This is a genomic window from Niallia sp. FSL W8-0177 (assembly GCF_038006285.1).
GTDB classification, from domain to species: Bacteria; Bacillota; Bacilli; order Bacillales; family Cytobacillaceae; genus Niallia; species Niallia circulans_A.
Map to the genome: position 1 here is coordinate 109,994 of NZ_JBBOUX010000002.1, position 15,744 is coordinate 125,737.

A 15,744-nucleotide genomic window follows, 5' to 3' on the forward strand; every position below is an offset into this window, starting at 1 on the left:
CTAATCAAAATTAATTTTTTACAGTAGTTATCTCGAGTTTTTTTACTAGTAATTAATTTAAGATTAGTATGCCTAATGAATGAATAATACTAATATTTATGCATAAAACTCTAGTTGTTAGGATCATCCCAAAATGATATACTAGTCACAGTTTAATAATACAAAGGGAAAAACCCTCAAAATGATGAAGATTGATTCTTCACTATTTTGGGGGTTTTTCTGTTTTAAGGAGGAGGAAATTTGGAATCAGCCAGAGTATGGTATGGATTTGATAATGAACATGAAAAAAGAAAAGGAGCCTGGATAAATTCAACTGATTTGGAGCTATTATCACTTATTTGGACTAACCGTTATTTAACTAATAAGCAATTAACCAAATATGGTAATCAATTATTTGGATATAAAGGGGATTCTATTCAAAAGAAATTAAAGAGGTGGTCAAATTACGCTATTGTAAAAATAGAATATCAGTCCGTCCTAAATAAACCACCTATATCATGTTATTACTTAGGAAAGAATGGTATAAACATTTTAAAACAAGAAGGAATTATTAAGGAAGAAGAAAAAGCTATAAATATCAATAATTACATTAGAAACTCTTCTCATTATTTAGGAATTCAAGATGTGGTTATAGATACTCTCATAGCTTTAAAATCAAATAGGAAAAACATAATTTCAATACATCCCAACAAAGATACTTACAAAAATGAAGTTGGTGGACCATTTATTGTCCCTGATTGGGTATTTAGAAAGGGTAGTCGCACTCTAAATATTGAATATGACACAGGTTTACAGACAATGACAAAAATCAAAGAAAAAATAAAAAATTACATCAAATTAAGTAAACACAAACCTGAAGAAGAACATTATGTATTAATATCAGTTGCTGATAACAGCAATATCTATACAGTAAAGTATTATGATGATAGAAGAACTAGAGTTTTAAATATAAAAGACACCATAATTCATAAAGGCGCTGATAAGATATCTAACCTTCACTTTTATGTTACTACAGCTAGTCGCTCACCAATTATTGCAAACAATATATTAAAAGGAATTTATCCATTTGATAAATCTACTTTTAAGTCCGAACAAGAACTTTTTGAACTATCAATGGAAATAAGCAATTCTAATTATCAATTGGTGCCTCTTGCAAAAAAGGAAATATTTCATAATGATAGTTATAACATTGGAGAGATAGCACAATATGAATTGATTCATAAAGAAAGAACCAATTCAAAACAAGTTTTAGTTTTGAATATAGTGGAAGAGGCAAGTGTTGCTGCATTAAACAAAATAAATTATCTAGAAGAAGAAAACAAAAATAATAAATTTAAACAAGAGGTTTCACACCTTCTTATTGTTTATCAGAGTAGATCTGAACTAGAAAATGACATTGTAATGAAAAATTATGAAACACTAAAATTTACAGATACTAAAAATTGGCCATTACTTCTCCAAGGAGAAAAGCAGCTAACATTGGAGAAGAAAAAGGGGGGCAGAGTACTTGAAAGAACTAAAGGTTCATCCTAAGCTCCCTGGGATCACTATTTTAGTTACTGGGTTAGTCTCTGTTTTTTTATCAGTTAGAAGTATTTGTAACTATCTTTTCTTAGTTATTGGGCAGTTTTACAATAGTGTTCCTAGCTTCGTTTTATTTGGTAACAGCTTAAGTCCAGGCTTAATTGGTTTTCTTACATGTACAGTCTTCTTGATTATCTCTTGGTTAGTAAGTACAAAATATGAAAAAACACAAAAAAAGTTGTGGAGAAGCCTATGGTTTTGGAATATGTTCATTGGAATAACAGCCTATTATATGTGGTTAATCACAGCACCTGTTTATAATACGCTCATTCCTTACCTAGGAAATCTTATCAATAGCATACATGTAGATAATATTTGGTTTAATGTAGCTGTTGGGGATATTAACACTTTGTTTTACACTTTAGTTTTTACACCTTCTATAGTTACAAGTATAATTTTAATTTGGCTGGGTGGACAATATTCCCAATACTCTAAACAAATTAAAGAAGCATTTGAAAAATTTGAATTTAAAAATGTATATTTACAAAAATGGTTTAGAAATAGTAAAGAAGAGGTTTGGCCAGACGTTGTTCTAGGTCCCGATTCTCAAACTAAAGAACTTATTATTCAACCTGGTAAAGATAGATCATTACATAATGGCATATTCGGACCACCAGGAACAGGTAAAACATCAGCATTAATATTACCTATCATTAATCAGGATTTGCACTGGCTAACAAAATTTATCAATGTATTTCCTAAAGTCTCTAAATTATCCAATTATAAAACGGAGGAAATAAGAGGAACATATTTAAGTAGTATTAGTATAATTGAACCATCTAACGATTTGTGTCAGAAAGCATTTCAATTAGTTAAAGCTCATGATATACCTGAAGAGGCTGTATTCTATATTGACCCTACGAATCCCAATACACCATCTATTAATCCCATGCAAGGACCAGTTGACCAGGTAGCCGAAGCATTTGCAATGGTAATGGATGGAATTCAAGAAGGGGGAACAGGAAACTTTTTCTTTCAACAAAGTCAAAGAAACCACTTAAAAAACTATATTTATCTATTAAAATTACACGACCCGTCTACAGAGGCACAATTTGATACTTTATTAAAAATGTACAATGATCCTCAAATTGTTAGGCATATGCATTTAAAGTTAAAGGAAACTATCCCTAAAGATTATCACCTTATTAAAGATAGGGATGAACGAAACCATTGGGATATCGTAAAACAAATTGATAATTGGTTTAACATGAACCATATTCCTAAAACTAGTCGAAATGGAGCTAATGAACAAGTTAAAGAAGGCGAATACTATGGGGAAACAGCTTATTTTGACGCACAAGGAGAATATGTACAGGGGCTAAGAAACGTTCTAAATGATATAGGAGCAAATAAACTGATAAGACGCGTACTATTTGATAAATCAGAGTTTTCTTTTGACGAGCACTTAAATAGAGGCGGTATATTATTAGTCAATACGGCAAAAGATGATTTAGGAGGTCTTTCTAACGTTTTAGGGAAGTTTGTTTTGCTAAGCCTACAGAATGCTGTATATAGGAGAACACCTCTAACTAGTACTTTTGCACATATAATCATCGATGAATTTCCAGACTATATTTATTTACCATTTAAAGAATTTATATCGCAAGCTAGAAAATATAAAGCTATTATTACTGTTGCAGCACAAACAGTAGCTCAATTGGCAGACAAATACGGAGAAATGTACATGCATACTTTGTTAACTGGTTTTAGACACAAAATGGTTTATGGAGATATCTCTTATTTTGACGCACAATTATTCTCAAAATTATTAGGAGAAGAGGATAGTTATGAAGAAGGGAAAAACGAACAGACTGTTAGCCCTCTTCAAGAAGAACCTGTTATGCGATCCGGTAGTAGCTATCAACAAAAAACAGATGTCATTCTAACACCAAATAAGTTAATTTTTCAGGAGCCATTCCAAGCTGCTGTGAAAACAGTTGTTAATAATAAACCGATACCTGTACGGCAGATTGATGCAAACTTTGTTCCAAAGGCTGAATTTAAAGAAGCGAAAGTAAAAGTAATCCAGGAAAGTGCTAGTATTTGGTTAGAATCAAAATCCTTAAATACGGAATTGTTTCACGAAACAGATAAAGCGCTATCCGAAATAATTGATATACCACTTCAAGAGGAAGAAGCATTAATAGGAATTCCTCTTCCAGAAAAAGATGCTGTAGAGGATATAGAATTAGAATTAGTTGAATTTGATAGATACCCTGATAAATATTTATCTAAAAAGGAAGCGATAAAAGAAGAAGCATATAAAACGCAGCCAATATCACAAAAAGGAACTTCTTTAGGCGAAAAAGCAATTAACATAAATGATGAAGTGGTTGACCTTGATGTATCAAGCTTATTTTCCAAAAATTTACCACCTTCGAATGAAGTAGCTAATCAGTCAGTATTAGATGAAAAAGAAGAATCATTCTATAATGATTTAATAAAAGAAATTGATGATACTACAAAAGAGGGGGAAGTTGAGAAAAAGGAAGAAGGAAAATCTAGTCCTTTTGACTTTATTACTCCATTTTCTGATAAAAGTTAAATATATCCTAGGTAATTTTCAGTAAGTATTGAAAAAATTAAAAATATAGGTTAAAATTCCAATAAGTTAGTAAACATAAAAAACAAATAATAAAATTAAATATTTAATGGGAACGACCCAAGACGAAGTAGTTTGAATAACTGCTTTTGTTTTGGGTCGTTTTTTATGTTTACAGAAAATTCACTATTAGGAGGGAATATGATGGCTGAAACACTAAAAACATCATGGGTTAATGACAACCAATTAAATGAACTAGCAAAGATTAAGCGAGATAGAACTATAATTAAAGGAGCTGTAACAGCAGTATCAACAAGGGAAACCAAAGTATTAGAAGATGGAAAATATGTAAAAAAACAGATGGAAGTAGCAACATTTCTCTTAGAAGGTACAAACATTACAGCATATTGCCCAAGCAACGAATTTTCTGATCATGATTTCCGTTCATTAAACGGTTTTACAGGATCAATTCAAGAAGTGATTGTAGACCAAATAGACATTGAAGACAATATTGTATTGGTATCAGTAAGGAAAGCGGATGATATCAGAAAAGCGGAATTCATGAAACAATTAGTAACACTTGAAGCTGAAGATTCCTTAAAGTCAACAATTTTTGACGGTGTAGTAAGAGGTTATAATCCAAACACGAGGAAGGTTTTTGTCCGTATTAATGGTGCAGATTGCTTTATGAACGCTAGACATTGGAGCTGGGAAAATGGAAATATTCAGCATGAAATTAATCGAGGAGAAACAATACAAGTAAAAGTTTTGAGATTTGATAAAGAAAATAATCTTATTCAAGTTAGCAGAAGGGATACTCAAGATGATCCATTTAAAAAATTAATCGAACTTTATAATCAAAACAGTACAGTCGCTGGTAAAGTAACGAATCTAGACCCAATACATGGGATATTTGTTAAATTAGATGCAGGATTAGAAGTTAAAGGGATCCGTCCCCGTCACTTGCCAGAGCCAGTAGTTGGAGATATTGTTTCTTGCACTATCCGCTCCATCGATAAAGATAAAAGACATGCCAAAGTAACTATTACGGGGTATCCAAGGGGTAAAAAGAAAATCAAAGATGTCGCTTCATTCCTCTTTGAATAATGAATATTTCTGAACAAAATAACTTAGTAATGGACGATTTCCCTGTTTTCACCACAAGAAATGGTGAAATCCCTTTCTGGGACCATCCACTACTTAAAAGTAGTTATGTAAAACCTTCGAAATATTACCCATATACAGGGATAGAAGGTGCTATGACACTATTAAACAGAAAAATTATTGATGAAGCGGATTTTACCCTTATTAAAGTTCTAGGTGACGCTGTTTGTGCAAATGAGGACCAAATTAGGAGATATATGTCTTCTCTAATGAGTAGGTCAGAAACCTCTAAGCGTTTAGATCGATTGAGAACCAATGGTGTTGTAGATAGATGGAAAGTTAGAATACGTGGTGATGAAGAAACACGACCTCCCGCTCCCTTTACATTAGGGGTAGCGGGTTATAGGCTACTAAAACATTATTATAGCGATCAGTTCTTTATGGCCCCTGATAGATGGGATAATTATGGTGTAGGTGGATTAAAACGATATGTATCAATGAATGAACTTCGCTGCCAATTCATAGAAAAGAAAGTTGTTTCTAAATGGAAATGGAATGCTCGTCTAGCAAATAATGCTCGGTATAAGTTCCCAATGAGTGCAGCAGAAGTAAAAACCCCTAATGGGAATATTAACTTTCTTATTGACAGAGCACAAATGAACCAAAACTTTATTGGTTATTTCAGAGATAAGTTTGAGAATTGGAAATATGTCTATAATAAATATGGTAATTTACCAATTTCAGATTTTCCTGAAAATCCGCAAATCGTAATTATATATACATCTACCATATCTATTGCTGAAGCAATTCATAAAGAACTGTTATTAGATACATTACCATTTAATATTCTTTTCTTAGTTGAAGAATTAATAAATGAAAATTTAGAAAGTGCCTATTATCAACCACTGAAACATCAAAAATTACAAAGAATAAATGTTCATTTGCAGGGGAATTATTAATTAAATTCCCCTGTAAATATATATCATTATTAAAATGTTGTAAGTATCATAAAAGAACAAATTACCTTAAAAGAGATGAACTTTTAATTATGTATAGCGGCCCTTATCCAAGAACCGCTATTTTTTTATTTTTACTTTCTTAACTGCTGCTGATTTTTTCCCTAGCTCTCCAAACTGTTTTAAAACTTCCTTAGATACAGGACTAATTACAGTATTTTTTTTGGCCATATAAAAAGCTCCTTTTATATAAAATTATTCGTCTATTTAAAGTTTGTCCAAAATTCTAGTTTCTATACGTTCTAAACCTCTCCTCCTCCTCATACACTATCAATATAACAATTTGGCATACTGACACTGAGATAAAGTAGGGGAAAACAAAAAAGGAAGAGGGGGAAGAGAGGGTTATGGATGGAAGGAAGCCATTAAATCCTATTTTTAACAACAATCATAAAAAGAAAGAAGATCAATTACTAATAAGGAATGTTCGGAAAATACCAATAACAAAAGATGAGGGACGCAAAACGAGGATAGATAAGAAAAAGGATGTAAAGATTCCTCTTTCAGATGAAGAAAGAAAACTCATTAAAAGATTGGCCAATAGGAGAGGACTACAACCAACACCTTTTTGTTCACTCTTAGTAAAAAAAGCTCTAACAGAATATAAAGATGCCCAAATTTTTGATGACTCCTATGACCCAAAAGGCAAGCCTTATCCTGCTAAATTAGAAGTTTACTATCATGACCTACTCTTTGATAAGACAGTTGAATGGGATTGTAGCCTTAAAGAAGCAGCATACCGCCTATTGAAATTCATGTTAATAAAAGAAAGAGATGGTCATTTATATGGCTAAATCAAATAAACCAATATATCCTGTTTATGAAGAGGAACTTAATGAGTTATCGTATCGACCAGATGGATTTTTTGACAGATTATTAAACTTTTCATTAAATAAATTAACTAACCCAGTTAAACTTCCTTATTCCTTTTTCATCCCTGTTTCTGAATATTTGAGAGGGGAGTTATTTTGTGAAGATGTCGCGGAGGCAATGGGAAATTATGAATTTACCCAACGAGATCTTATAAGTATTTTAGTCGATGACTTTCTATTTCAAGTTAAAGATAGGAACAATCCTTACGACTTATATCATGAATTAAAACAGAGAAATGATTATTTTGTAAAAATATATAGTTATTCGGAAGATAAGCATCAACCTCTTACTTTTGCTAAACCAAATAAAACAACCAAAACAAAACAGATTAAATGTTCACTAAGAAGAAAAGTAGCACTTAGATTGGAGGTAATGCTATCTGATATTACAGATGTTGAACCAGAAAATGAATTTGTAGTAGAGGATATATTAAGATTACTATATCGTGATTTTATACAACAGTATAAGAAAGGTAACTTAGGAAACGTAATACCAGGTATAATTAGAAGATTGAATGCTGATAAATAAAAAGAAAAATCAGAATGGACTAACTACTTTGTTTTGCCTTACACTGATTGCAACAGTAAGGCAAAATAAACTTTCAAGATTGAAACCCTAGTAATACATGTTTATTTATAGAAAAATTATTATAATCGATATTTTGAAGGACCTATAATGAACGTCCTATGCTATTGTGTGTATTAATGACTATTGACTATAATGACGAACAAGTTAGTCTAAGAACTACATTTTATTACCAGTTAAAGACTTAAATAATTTCCCCTCAATTTCTCAAAATTTATCCCCACCTATTATCAATTATCCAACCTAAAATATTGATAATTTTCAAAAAAAATTGAAAAACAACAAAATTTCTATATAATGGAATAGTTAGCAATAAATTTACAGTATAGAAAGGGGGGGGAAATATGTCTATTAGAAAAAGATTATTTCAGTTATTATTAGTAGATTTTGTTTATTTATTGATCTATTTTATTTACATTATAAGTCCAATATATCCTGGATATTATTTATTAGGAATTATAAATATTGTCTGCTTAATAATTGGTCTAGTTTTATTTCTTATGTATTTAAAAAATGCCATAACTATAAAGAAATTTAAAAGTGTAGATATATTTTTGACTATTGGGTACTTAATTTCAATTTTTATTATGTCTTATACTTTTATTGTCTGGTTACTTTTTAGTCCAGATTGGTTCAATGGTTAGTAATCTTAAAAAATAATTTAATAGTGAGGTAATAAAGTTATGAAGAGTAATAGAATTTTTTTAACTAAATTTATAATTGTTATAGCTTGTTTATTTATTCTTACACCTACTAATATTTATGCTGCTGAACCTGACTCTTCAAATGGTGTTTTAAATGAAATTAATAATTCTATAGAAGACATATATAATGATTCAATTGATTTAAATGTTACAGCCGTTTCTTCTGATGAAGATGCTTATACACTACTTCTTAAACATAAAGATCTAGTTTCATTAAATTCCGATAAAACACTCAATGTTAATTATAATAGTTTTTTAGATGCTGAAAAATTATCGGAGAATGATCTTAATACTTTAAAGAATTTTATTGAAAAAATAAATGTACTAATTACTGAAAAAGCAATTACCGTAGACAAAGATCTTTTAATTAACTATGTTACAGATGTACCTAGGGAAATTGTTATAAGACCTATGGCGCAAATTATTAGTATTATGTCTTCAACTAGAAGTCATGCAAAATCACTTAAAAAAGTATATGACAATGCTGTATTTGGAACTAGACATCTAGTTGCTGGTTCATATTTCGCACAAAGAGTTAAACCCGGTGGAGTATGGGATTATAAAGTTCAATTAGGAACAACAACAAAGTATACAGTTTCAGATTTAAATAAATCTTTAATGACAGGTGAAGCAATTGGTAATTTTCATTATGGGTATGTTGGAAGATCTATTTTTAGTGCTACAACTTTAAAGTCTGCAGCTGGGTTAGTACAAATCGGTGTTGGAACTTCTAACATAAAATTTTACAAGAGTTTTTTCGATGATCCAAAAGATCAAGCACAAATTCAAAAAGGGATAGATAAATATAATTCTGAACATTAGAATACACTTGGAACTTTTATAAGATAAAATAATTGATTAAACAGAATAAACAGAGATACCTGTAGTTAGGACATTTTAAAAAGAATGCTAACTACAGGTATTTTTATATACATATCTATTATATTAATTAATCTTATATTTGTAATTTAACAGGTATATTTAGAATATTTCAAAATATATTATGTTAAAACAACTAATAATCTCTTATTTATTGTTAAGGAGCATTTTCTAGCTTTTTCAATATCAACTTCTAATACTTTTTTCTTATTCTTTGTAAGAGACTCCTTAAAAGAAGCTAAATATAACTTTTCATATGTAACAGAAATTGATTTAAGCGATAATTAAATTTTTCAATACTTTTTGTTAATAATTAACTTGAATGTGGAGTAGTAACATGATACTATAATTTTAAAGATTGAATCGTCGTCAATCTTTCTCTTTTAAATGTAAATGTCTTCTAGGATTCTAGAAGACTTTCATACCGAAAATACGCAAATTAATATAATGACTAACGGGAAGCACCCGAATGTAAGACAATTCTTTGTAATTGCCTTGTGTTCGGGTGTTTTTTTGTTTTAAAGGAGTTTTAGTATGACAAAGAAGGTTCTTATAGCGGTAGGTGATAAAACCTATACCAAGATTTTAATTGAGACCTTTTCAAAGTCTCCTGAAGATTTCACTTTAAGTAAACAAGAAATTTTACATCGAAAATATCTCTATGAAATTGTTAAAGAAGAAACTCCTTCAATACTAATTGTGCATGATACTTATTTAGAATCCATGCAAGAAAATCAAAAAGATAAAGATATTGAGCTGTTAAGTATTATAAAACAACTCCGACTTGATTTCGACGACGCATTAAGAATTGTTTTCCTATGCGAACGATCAAGCAATGATCCGCTTCTTTCTCGACTAGTTAGTATGGGAGTACTTGATATATTCAATACCCAAAGAATAGATATTGAACAATTTATAAACCAGTTAAAAGGGAAAGTCTCATTCGCAGAAGTAGCACGTTTTATCAATAACTCTCTTAGTATCGATGGTGAAGTGATTCCCTCTCTACTGGAAGAAGATTCGGAAGAGGAATCTGTTAACGAAGATGAGAACGGTAAAACACACAAAGAAAAAAACACTAAAGAAAAAACTATCGTACAAAGAATCGTTCAAAAAAATGTCATAAAAAGGGAATACTCAATTCACGTACATAATGCACCCAGTGAAAAAGTAGTAGGTGTTCCAGTTAGGAAGAAAACTATCCTTGTAGGTAGCTTTTACCAACGCAATGGTACAACATTTATTTCACATATATTAGCTCGTAGCATAGCAAATTACCAAGTTAGCACATTATATGTGGAAGATCCCTTGCTAAATCCCTATACATATGACCGTTTTTATGGCCATGAATTTGCTCCAAATTACGTAAATAAGTGGAGTGCACAACAAGAGAATACTTCAGATATTCAAACAGAGTGGTTTCGTGATGGTGTTGAACTTATATGTCATAATCCCACTTTAAGTGAGGAACCAGTAGGAATTAGCTTTGAGGATTATATAAAGTTACTCTACACTAATTCATCACTTGTAACGATTATTGATGTTGGTAGCAACTTAGACAATGAGGTAGTCACTGATTTATTAGAGATAGCAGATCATCTATTCATTGTTCTTGACTCAGATGTCACCCAACTTCAAGGGCTTGGTGAAAATCCACTATTCTCTAGCCTTATCGAATCTGAGAAAACACATATCATTGGTAATCGTTTCAATGAAAAAATAAAGAAAAATCCCTTAATTCAAGATTTATTTAAAGATAAATTAATTTCTATAATTCCCTCTTTTGAAGATGAAGATGTATATGAAGCACAGTATCAAGGGATATTCCTTAACGACTATAAGGATTATAAAAGCAAAGTAAATGAACTTTTGGTACCTATATTAGAACTTTTACTTCCTAATAAACTCTTGAAAACTAAAGCAAGCGGGATATTAAACAAACTCTTCAATAGAAAAATTAAGATAGAAAAAACGAATCCAGGAGGTAATCAAAACGAATGAATTTCTTTAAAAGACCTTCCATCAAAATAATCAGCGGTCTATTGGTAGGTGTATCAGCTATCGGTTTAACCTTATTCTATGATCAATTTTTACGAGTACGAATTGATTCAACAGAGGTTGTAGTGATTAAGCCCTCTTCTGAAATATTAAAAAATGAACCTATTACAGAAGATAAGTTACTGATAGAACGTAGACCTAAACAAACTTTAATGAATGACGTCATCCTACCTGCAGAAGTGGATGAAATTATTGGATTAGATGCTAATCAGATTATCCAAGGGAATTCACTTCTTACTAAAACAATGATAGATTACGACGAACTTTTACCAAATGAAGAGGAAGGCGAGGCTATTCGACCTATAACGAAAGAAATGATTTATGCAATGCCTGGTTCTTTAAGAAGAAAAGATACCGTTAATATTTATTTGATTTATAACGATGGAACTACAAATTTAAATAAAAATGGTCCATCTACTACTAGCTCTGAGGATACAAAAGAACAGCTCGAAAAAATATCTAATTCAATGGAAAGTGAACCGTTCTTAAAATCAATAAAGGTTGTTTATGTAAAAGATTCGAGTAATAAAGAGGTAATCTCATCCTCAGAAAACAACAAAGAGGATAAACGACTTAATGCTACTTCAAGCATAAGTGATTTGGAGATTATTTTAAATGAAGAGGACTTTAAAAAGTTAATGAACGAAGTGCTCGGTAAAGGAGCAAAATTATATATAACTTATCAATAGGGAGAAGGACATGTAATGGAAATATTAATTTTTAGTCAAAACTCTATCTACAAAGAACTAATTGACAAAATGGACAACCTCCATGCTCATATGGGCAATATTGATTATTCAAATAAGGAAAAAATTGACGCTGTTTTATTAGATGGAGATTCATTTGACATCAATAACATAGGAGTAGTTAGAGAGAAATATCCCTCTATTCCCATGTATTTTAAGCCTACTCAAATCAAGAGTGAACAATTTACTAAGACAATTACAAGACTATGTGCAGCATATAAAGTAACCCTTATTCATGAATATTCTACAGAACTTCAAGTAGTTGAATACTGTATCAATAACCTAACGAATAAAGATGATTATTTATCAAAGAGAATCATTGGCATATTTGGCACACATAATGGTGCTGGTGTTTCCTCTACCACTTTAAATTTAGGAAGAGCATTATCACTCAAAGTAAAAGAAAAGGTTTTAGTTTTGAGTTTAAATAGTTGGGATCCAGCCGATTATTTTTACTTGTATCAAGGTCAATATTTAAATGATTTGAAAGTAGATCTCAATGTCAAAAATTTAACGATAAACAGGTTATCCGAAGCTATTTATTATCATGATTCCTTTTATCATTTGGCCGGCAACCGCGATATTAAAATGCAAAGATTTTATAAACCTTATGAAATTGAACATTTGATTCAAACAGCTCAACAGTTATTTGATGTAATTTTAATCGATGCTGGCACTCACTTTGATTCTGCACTTGCAGCACAAGCTTACTTAAGTTGTAATATGAAATTTCTTGTTACTAATCAAGAAGAGAAAGGCTATAGAGGATATTATCCTTATCTATACCAACAAATAATTGAACCTTCTGGTGGGAAAAATGATGATTTTATGCTTGTTATCAATAAATTCCAACCTGCGAATGCATTAATAAGCGAAAAAAAACTTGAGGAAGAACTAAATATGAATCGAGTTGTCACAATACCAGATATGAAGGAGCTAGGATCCATTGCTACTTTTGAGAAAAAATTACTATACGATTTTTCAGATAGTAGCTATAACAAGCCAATAGATGTTTTAGCTAATGTAATAATTGCTGAAGCTAAATTAACAGAGAAAGAAGATACGAAGGAACACAAAGAAAAGAAAGGATTTTTATCTATATTTAACCGGTAATAAGGAGGCGAAAAAATGACTTTAAATGCAGTTAAAAATGATACAGAACAATCATTAGGATTAGAAAGTGAGTTTGAGCCTTCCCAATGGTTATCTAAAACTATTGATGAAAAAGGGTTAAAAAAAGATTTTGTAACTACCTATGAAAGAAAAAAGACATTTCGTTTAATTTGTAACCAAGTTAAAGAAGAGCTACAAAGTATCATAATAGCTGAATCTGTAGAAAATGATCAATCTTCCTCTTTAATAAACGATGATTCAAATAGTGATGATGTTTGGTTAAACAGGCAGCACCAAGCAGTTATTGGGGACAAACAGGCTATATCTTACTTTATAACAAAAATTAACGAAGTCTTACAAAAAGAGAATATTACGTCCGATGAATATCCCTCTTTTTATGATTCTTTACCAGAAGCAATTTTCCATGAAGTATGGGGCGTAAGTATTCTACATAAATGGGATAAAGAACCTAATAGTGAATCTGCTGTTATCAGAGGGACTGAATTATGGATCGATAAACATGGTTATTTTCAAAAACAGCCAGAAGAATTTGAAAGTATATCAGTAGTAAATCGGATAAAAAAAGCTTTTCAAATTAGAACAAAAGAAGCACTAATTAATGAGCAGCAACCAGAACTGGAAATAGAACGAGAAGATGGTTCGCGAATCACCATGATGATGAATCCTAGAACTAAACTAGACATTATAGTATTTAGACGATTCGTAATTAAAAATAACAGTTTAGAAGAACAAGCAAGATTAGGAACAATCCCACAAGATGATGTTCCTTTTTATCGAGCCTTATCAAGAAGCATGGCTAACACCATTTTTGCTGGAAGAGTTCGATCTGCAAAAACAACTTTTATGAAGTCAATGATACGCGAAAGACCACCTGAATACACAATTGCAGTTTTAGAAAAACATTTTGAATTAAATCTAACCGAGGATTTAAAAGATCGTTTAATTTATGAAGTTCAGGCCACAGAAGGAGACTTACATCATGCCGTACCAAGACTTCTTCGTATGGAACATGACTATATTACTGTTGGGGAGATTCGTTCTCTAGAAACAGAGGGGTACTTACAAGCTTGTGAAAGAGGAGAACGTGGTGCCTTTTCTACTTATCATTTAACAGCCGTTAAAAATATTGTTGCTCAGATTACCCGACATTTATTAGATGAATTTCCCAATCGGAAATTTGATAACGAACAAGAGAGGGTAGCAAGAAATATAGACCTGGTCATTTCCCTGAGCGCAGAAAGAGATAGAAGAAAGAAAAGGGTTATCGGTGTAACAGAAATTATATGGGATGAGAACGAAAAGAAACCAAAAGAACAAGATCTAGTTCGCTACCACCCAATAAGCGGACAATACTATTATTCTTCTAACATAAGTAAGGAACTTCTATATCTAATGGCTGAAGAAAGTGTAGAGGATACTAAAATTCTATTAAATCATCTAAAAAAGAAAGAAAAGCTTTTTCCAATGAGCGAATATGAGAGACAAAAAGATAATATTCTTAATGATTTATTAGATGGTGCTTTAAATGAATAATTTTCAATGGTTTTGGCAAGCTGGTATCAATTACGTTCTCTATTCCATCTTTATCGTTTCTGGGCTTTATATTTCCTATCAGATTATGATGGATTCAGTCAAAATAAAGTATCAAGAAGTTAATTATAAGTACCGAATAAGAAGAATCAAAAGTGGTAATGCTTCACCAGAATCTCATACCTATAAGCACCCTTTTTTTAAACACATAAGCTTATTAATAAGAACTACAAGTGATCATCGTAGTGACAATGATACTGGTGTATTTCTCTTATTCACCACTTTACTTGGTTTGACTAGTTTCGCTTTTATCTTTTATTTAATAAAAGATTTTGTTATCGCCCTACTATTCGGGTTACTTCTGATGACCGTACCATATTTAATATTAAGGATAAAATTAAACAAATTGAGATATGTCATGAGTACAGAATTTCTAAGTATGGTTCAGAAACTAACCCAAGCCTATAGTGTTAATAAATATGATATTTATTACGCTTTAAGTGCCATGCAAAACGAAATACAGAATAAGAGTTTAAGAAAAGTAACAGTTCGCTTAATTACTGATCTTCAGTTATCTCGAAATGAACAAGAACTGAAAGATAGCATTCAAGTTTTCACTTATACTACTGGAACCAATTGGTCCAAAAGATTAGGAAGTATTATTTTAAAAGGCTATATGTATAAAGAAAACGTATTACATTCTCTCTTAGTTCTAACAAAACAAATAGAGGATACAGAAGAAATGTTAGAAGAAGAACAATCTCAGACTGTTGAATCTATTTATGATGGATTCCTAACGGTTCCATTGTTTATCGGCTCACTATTATTAGGTTATTTTACAAGTGGAGCACAGGATTGGTTTAAGCTTCAATTTGGAGAAAAATGGACATTATTTACCTTTTGCCTTTCCGTAGTAGGGACTGTTTTTTCACTAATAATTTCAATTTATTTAAAACATCCTAAAAACGACCTATAAGGAAAGGAGTCAA

The 15,744-nt window shown here is 31.1% G+C and carries 12 protein-coding genes; all 12 read left to right on the forward strand.

Annotated features, from left to right (window positions below):
- Window positions 1-240 precede the first annotated feature (240 nt).
- The 12 genes from NST77_RS24985 to NST77_RS25040 all read left to right on the forward strand — a co-directional run bounded on the left by NST77_RS24985 (window position 241) and on the right by NST77_RS25040 (window position 15,731).
- Window positions 241-1,533 (forward strand): replication-relaxation family protein, encoded by a 1,293-nt coding sequence (locus tag NST77_RS24985; protein WP_341123835.1) that lies wholly within the window; start codon window positions 241-243, stop codon window positions 1,531-1,533.
- Window positions 1,508-4,129: a type IV secretory system conjugative DNA transfer family protein gene (locus tag NST77_RS24990; RefSeq protein WP_341123836.1), complete on the forward strand. Its 2,622-nt coding sequence runs from the start codon at window positions 1,508-1,510 to the stop codon at window positions 4,127-4,129. Before NST77_RS24985 ends, NST77_RS24990 begins: the two co-directional genes overlap by 26 nt.
- Before the next feature lie 201 nt (window positions 4,130-4,330).
- Complete coding sequence (locus NST77_RS24995; protein ID WP_047943191.1) at window positions 4,331-5,233, forward strand: S1 RNA-binding domain-containing protein; 903 nt, start codon at window positions 4,331-4,333, stop codon at window positions 5,231-5,233.
- Window positions 5,233-6,189, forward strand: coding sequence for a replication-relaxation family protein (locus NST77_RS25000; protein ID WP_016205274.1), 957 nt, complete (start codon window positions 5,233-5,235; stop codon window positions 6,187-6,189). Before NST77_RS24995 ends, NST77_RS25000 begins: the two co-directional genes overlap by 1 nt.
- Before the next feature lie 404 nt (window positions 6,190-6,593).
- Window positions 6,594-7,040 carry a hypothetical protein gene (locus NST77_RS25005; RefSeq protein WP_341123837.1) on the forward strand — a complete coding sequence of 149 codons (447 nt, stop codon included), beginning with the start codon at window positions 6,594-6,596 and terminating at the stop codon, window positions 7,038-7,040.
- Entirely contained in the window at window positions 7,033-7,647 is a 615-nt protein-coding gene (locus NST77_RS25010; protein WP_016205276.1) for a hypothetical protein, read from the forward strand. The genes NST77_RS25005 and NST77_RS25010 overlap by 8 nt, the downstream gene beginning before the upstream one ends.
- Before the next feature lie 740 nt (window positions 7,648-8,387).
- The gene (locus NST77_RS25015) at window positions 8,388-9,230 is read left to right on the forward strand and encodes a polymorphic toxin type 44 domain-containing protein (RefSeq protein ID WP_341123838.1); all 843 of its coding nucleotides are present in this window, start codon (window positions 8,388-8,390) and stop codon (window positions 9,228-9,230) included.
- Window positions 9,231-9,821: 591 nt separating this feature from the next.
- Window positions 9,822-11,288, forward strand: coding sequence for a hypothetical protein (locus tag NST77_RS25020; RefSeq protein WP_341123839.1), 1,467 nt, complete (start codon window positions 9,822-9,824; stop codon window positions 11,286-11,288).
- Entirely contained in the window at window positions 11,285-12,034 is a 750-nt protein-coding gene (locus tag NST77_RS25025) for a hypothetical protein (RefSeq protein WP_341123840.1), read from the forward strand. Before NST77_RS25020 ends, NST77_RS25025 begins: the two co-directional genes overlap by 4 nt.
- A gap of 15 nt (window positions 12,035-12,049) precedes the next feature.
- On the forward strand, window positions 12,050-13,204 hold the full coding sequence (locus NST77_RS25030; protein ID WP_341123841.1) for a ParA family protein: 1,155 nt from the start codon (window positions 12,050-12,052) through the stop codon (window positions 13,202-13,204).
- Between the two features lie 15 nt (window positions 13,205-13,219).
- Window positions 13,220-14,758: an ATPase, T2SS/T4P/T4SS family gene (locus NST77_RS25035; RefSeq protein ID WP_341123842.1), complete on the forward strand. Its 1,539-nt coding sequence runs from the start codon at window positions 13,220-13,222 to the stop codon at window positions 14,756-14,758.
- A complete protein-coding gene (locus NST77_RS25040; protein WP_341123843.1) occupies window positions 14,751-15,731 on the forward strand; it encodes a hypothetical protein in 981 nt (326 codons plus the stop codon). Before NST77_RS25035 ends, NST77_RS25040 begins: the two co-directional genes overlap by 8 nt.
- The last annotated feature ends 13 nt before the right edge of the window (window positions 15,732-15,744 follow it).

Bases quoted from the DNA above. Each gene is read 5' to 3' on its own strand.
- NST77_RS25010 (WP_016205276.1), top strand. From the start codon at position 7,033: ATGGCTAAATCAAATAAACCAATATATCCTGTTTATGAAGAGGAACTT.
- NST77_RS25020 (WP_341123839.1), top strand. From the start codon at position 9,822: ATGACAAAGAAGGTTCTTATAGCGGTAGGTGATAAAACCTATACCAAG.
- NST77_RS25035 (WP_341123842.1), top strand. From the start codon at position 13,220: ATGACTTTAAATGCAGTTAAAAATGATACAGAACAATCATTAGGATTA.
- NST77_RS25025 (WP_341123840.1), top strand. From the start codon at position 11,285: ATGAATTTCTTTAAAAGACCTTCCATCAAAATAATCAGCGGTCTATTG.
- NST77_RS25040 (WP_341123843.1), top strand. From the start codon at position 14,751: ATGAATAATTTTCAATGGTTTTGGCAAGCTGGTATCAATTACGTTCTC.
- NST77_RS25000 (WP_016205274.1), top strand. From the start codon at position 5,233: ATGAATATTTCTGAACAAAATAACTTAGTAATGGACGATTTCCCTGTT.
- NST77_RS25015 (WP_341123838.1), top strand. From the start codon at position 8,388: ATGAAGAGTAATAGAATTTTTTTAACTAAATTTATAATTGTTATAGCT.
- NST77_RS25005 (WP_341123837.1), top strand. From the start codon at position 6,594: ATGGATGGAAGGAAGCCATTAAATCCTATTTTTAACAACAATCATAAA.
- NST77_RS25030 (WP_341123841.1), top strand. From the start codon at position 12,050: ATGGAAATATTAATTTTTAGTCAAAACTCTATCTACAAAGAACTAATT.
- NST77_RS24995 (WP_047943191.1), top strand. From the start codon at position 4,331: ATGGCTGAAACACTAAAAACATCATGGGTTAATGACAACCAATTAAAT.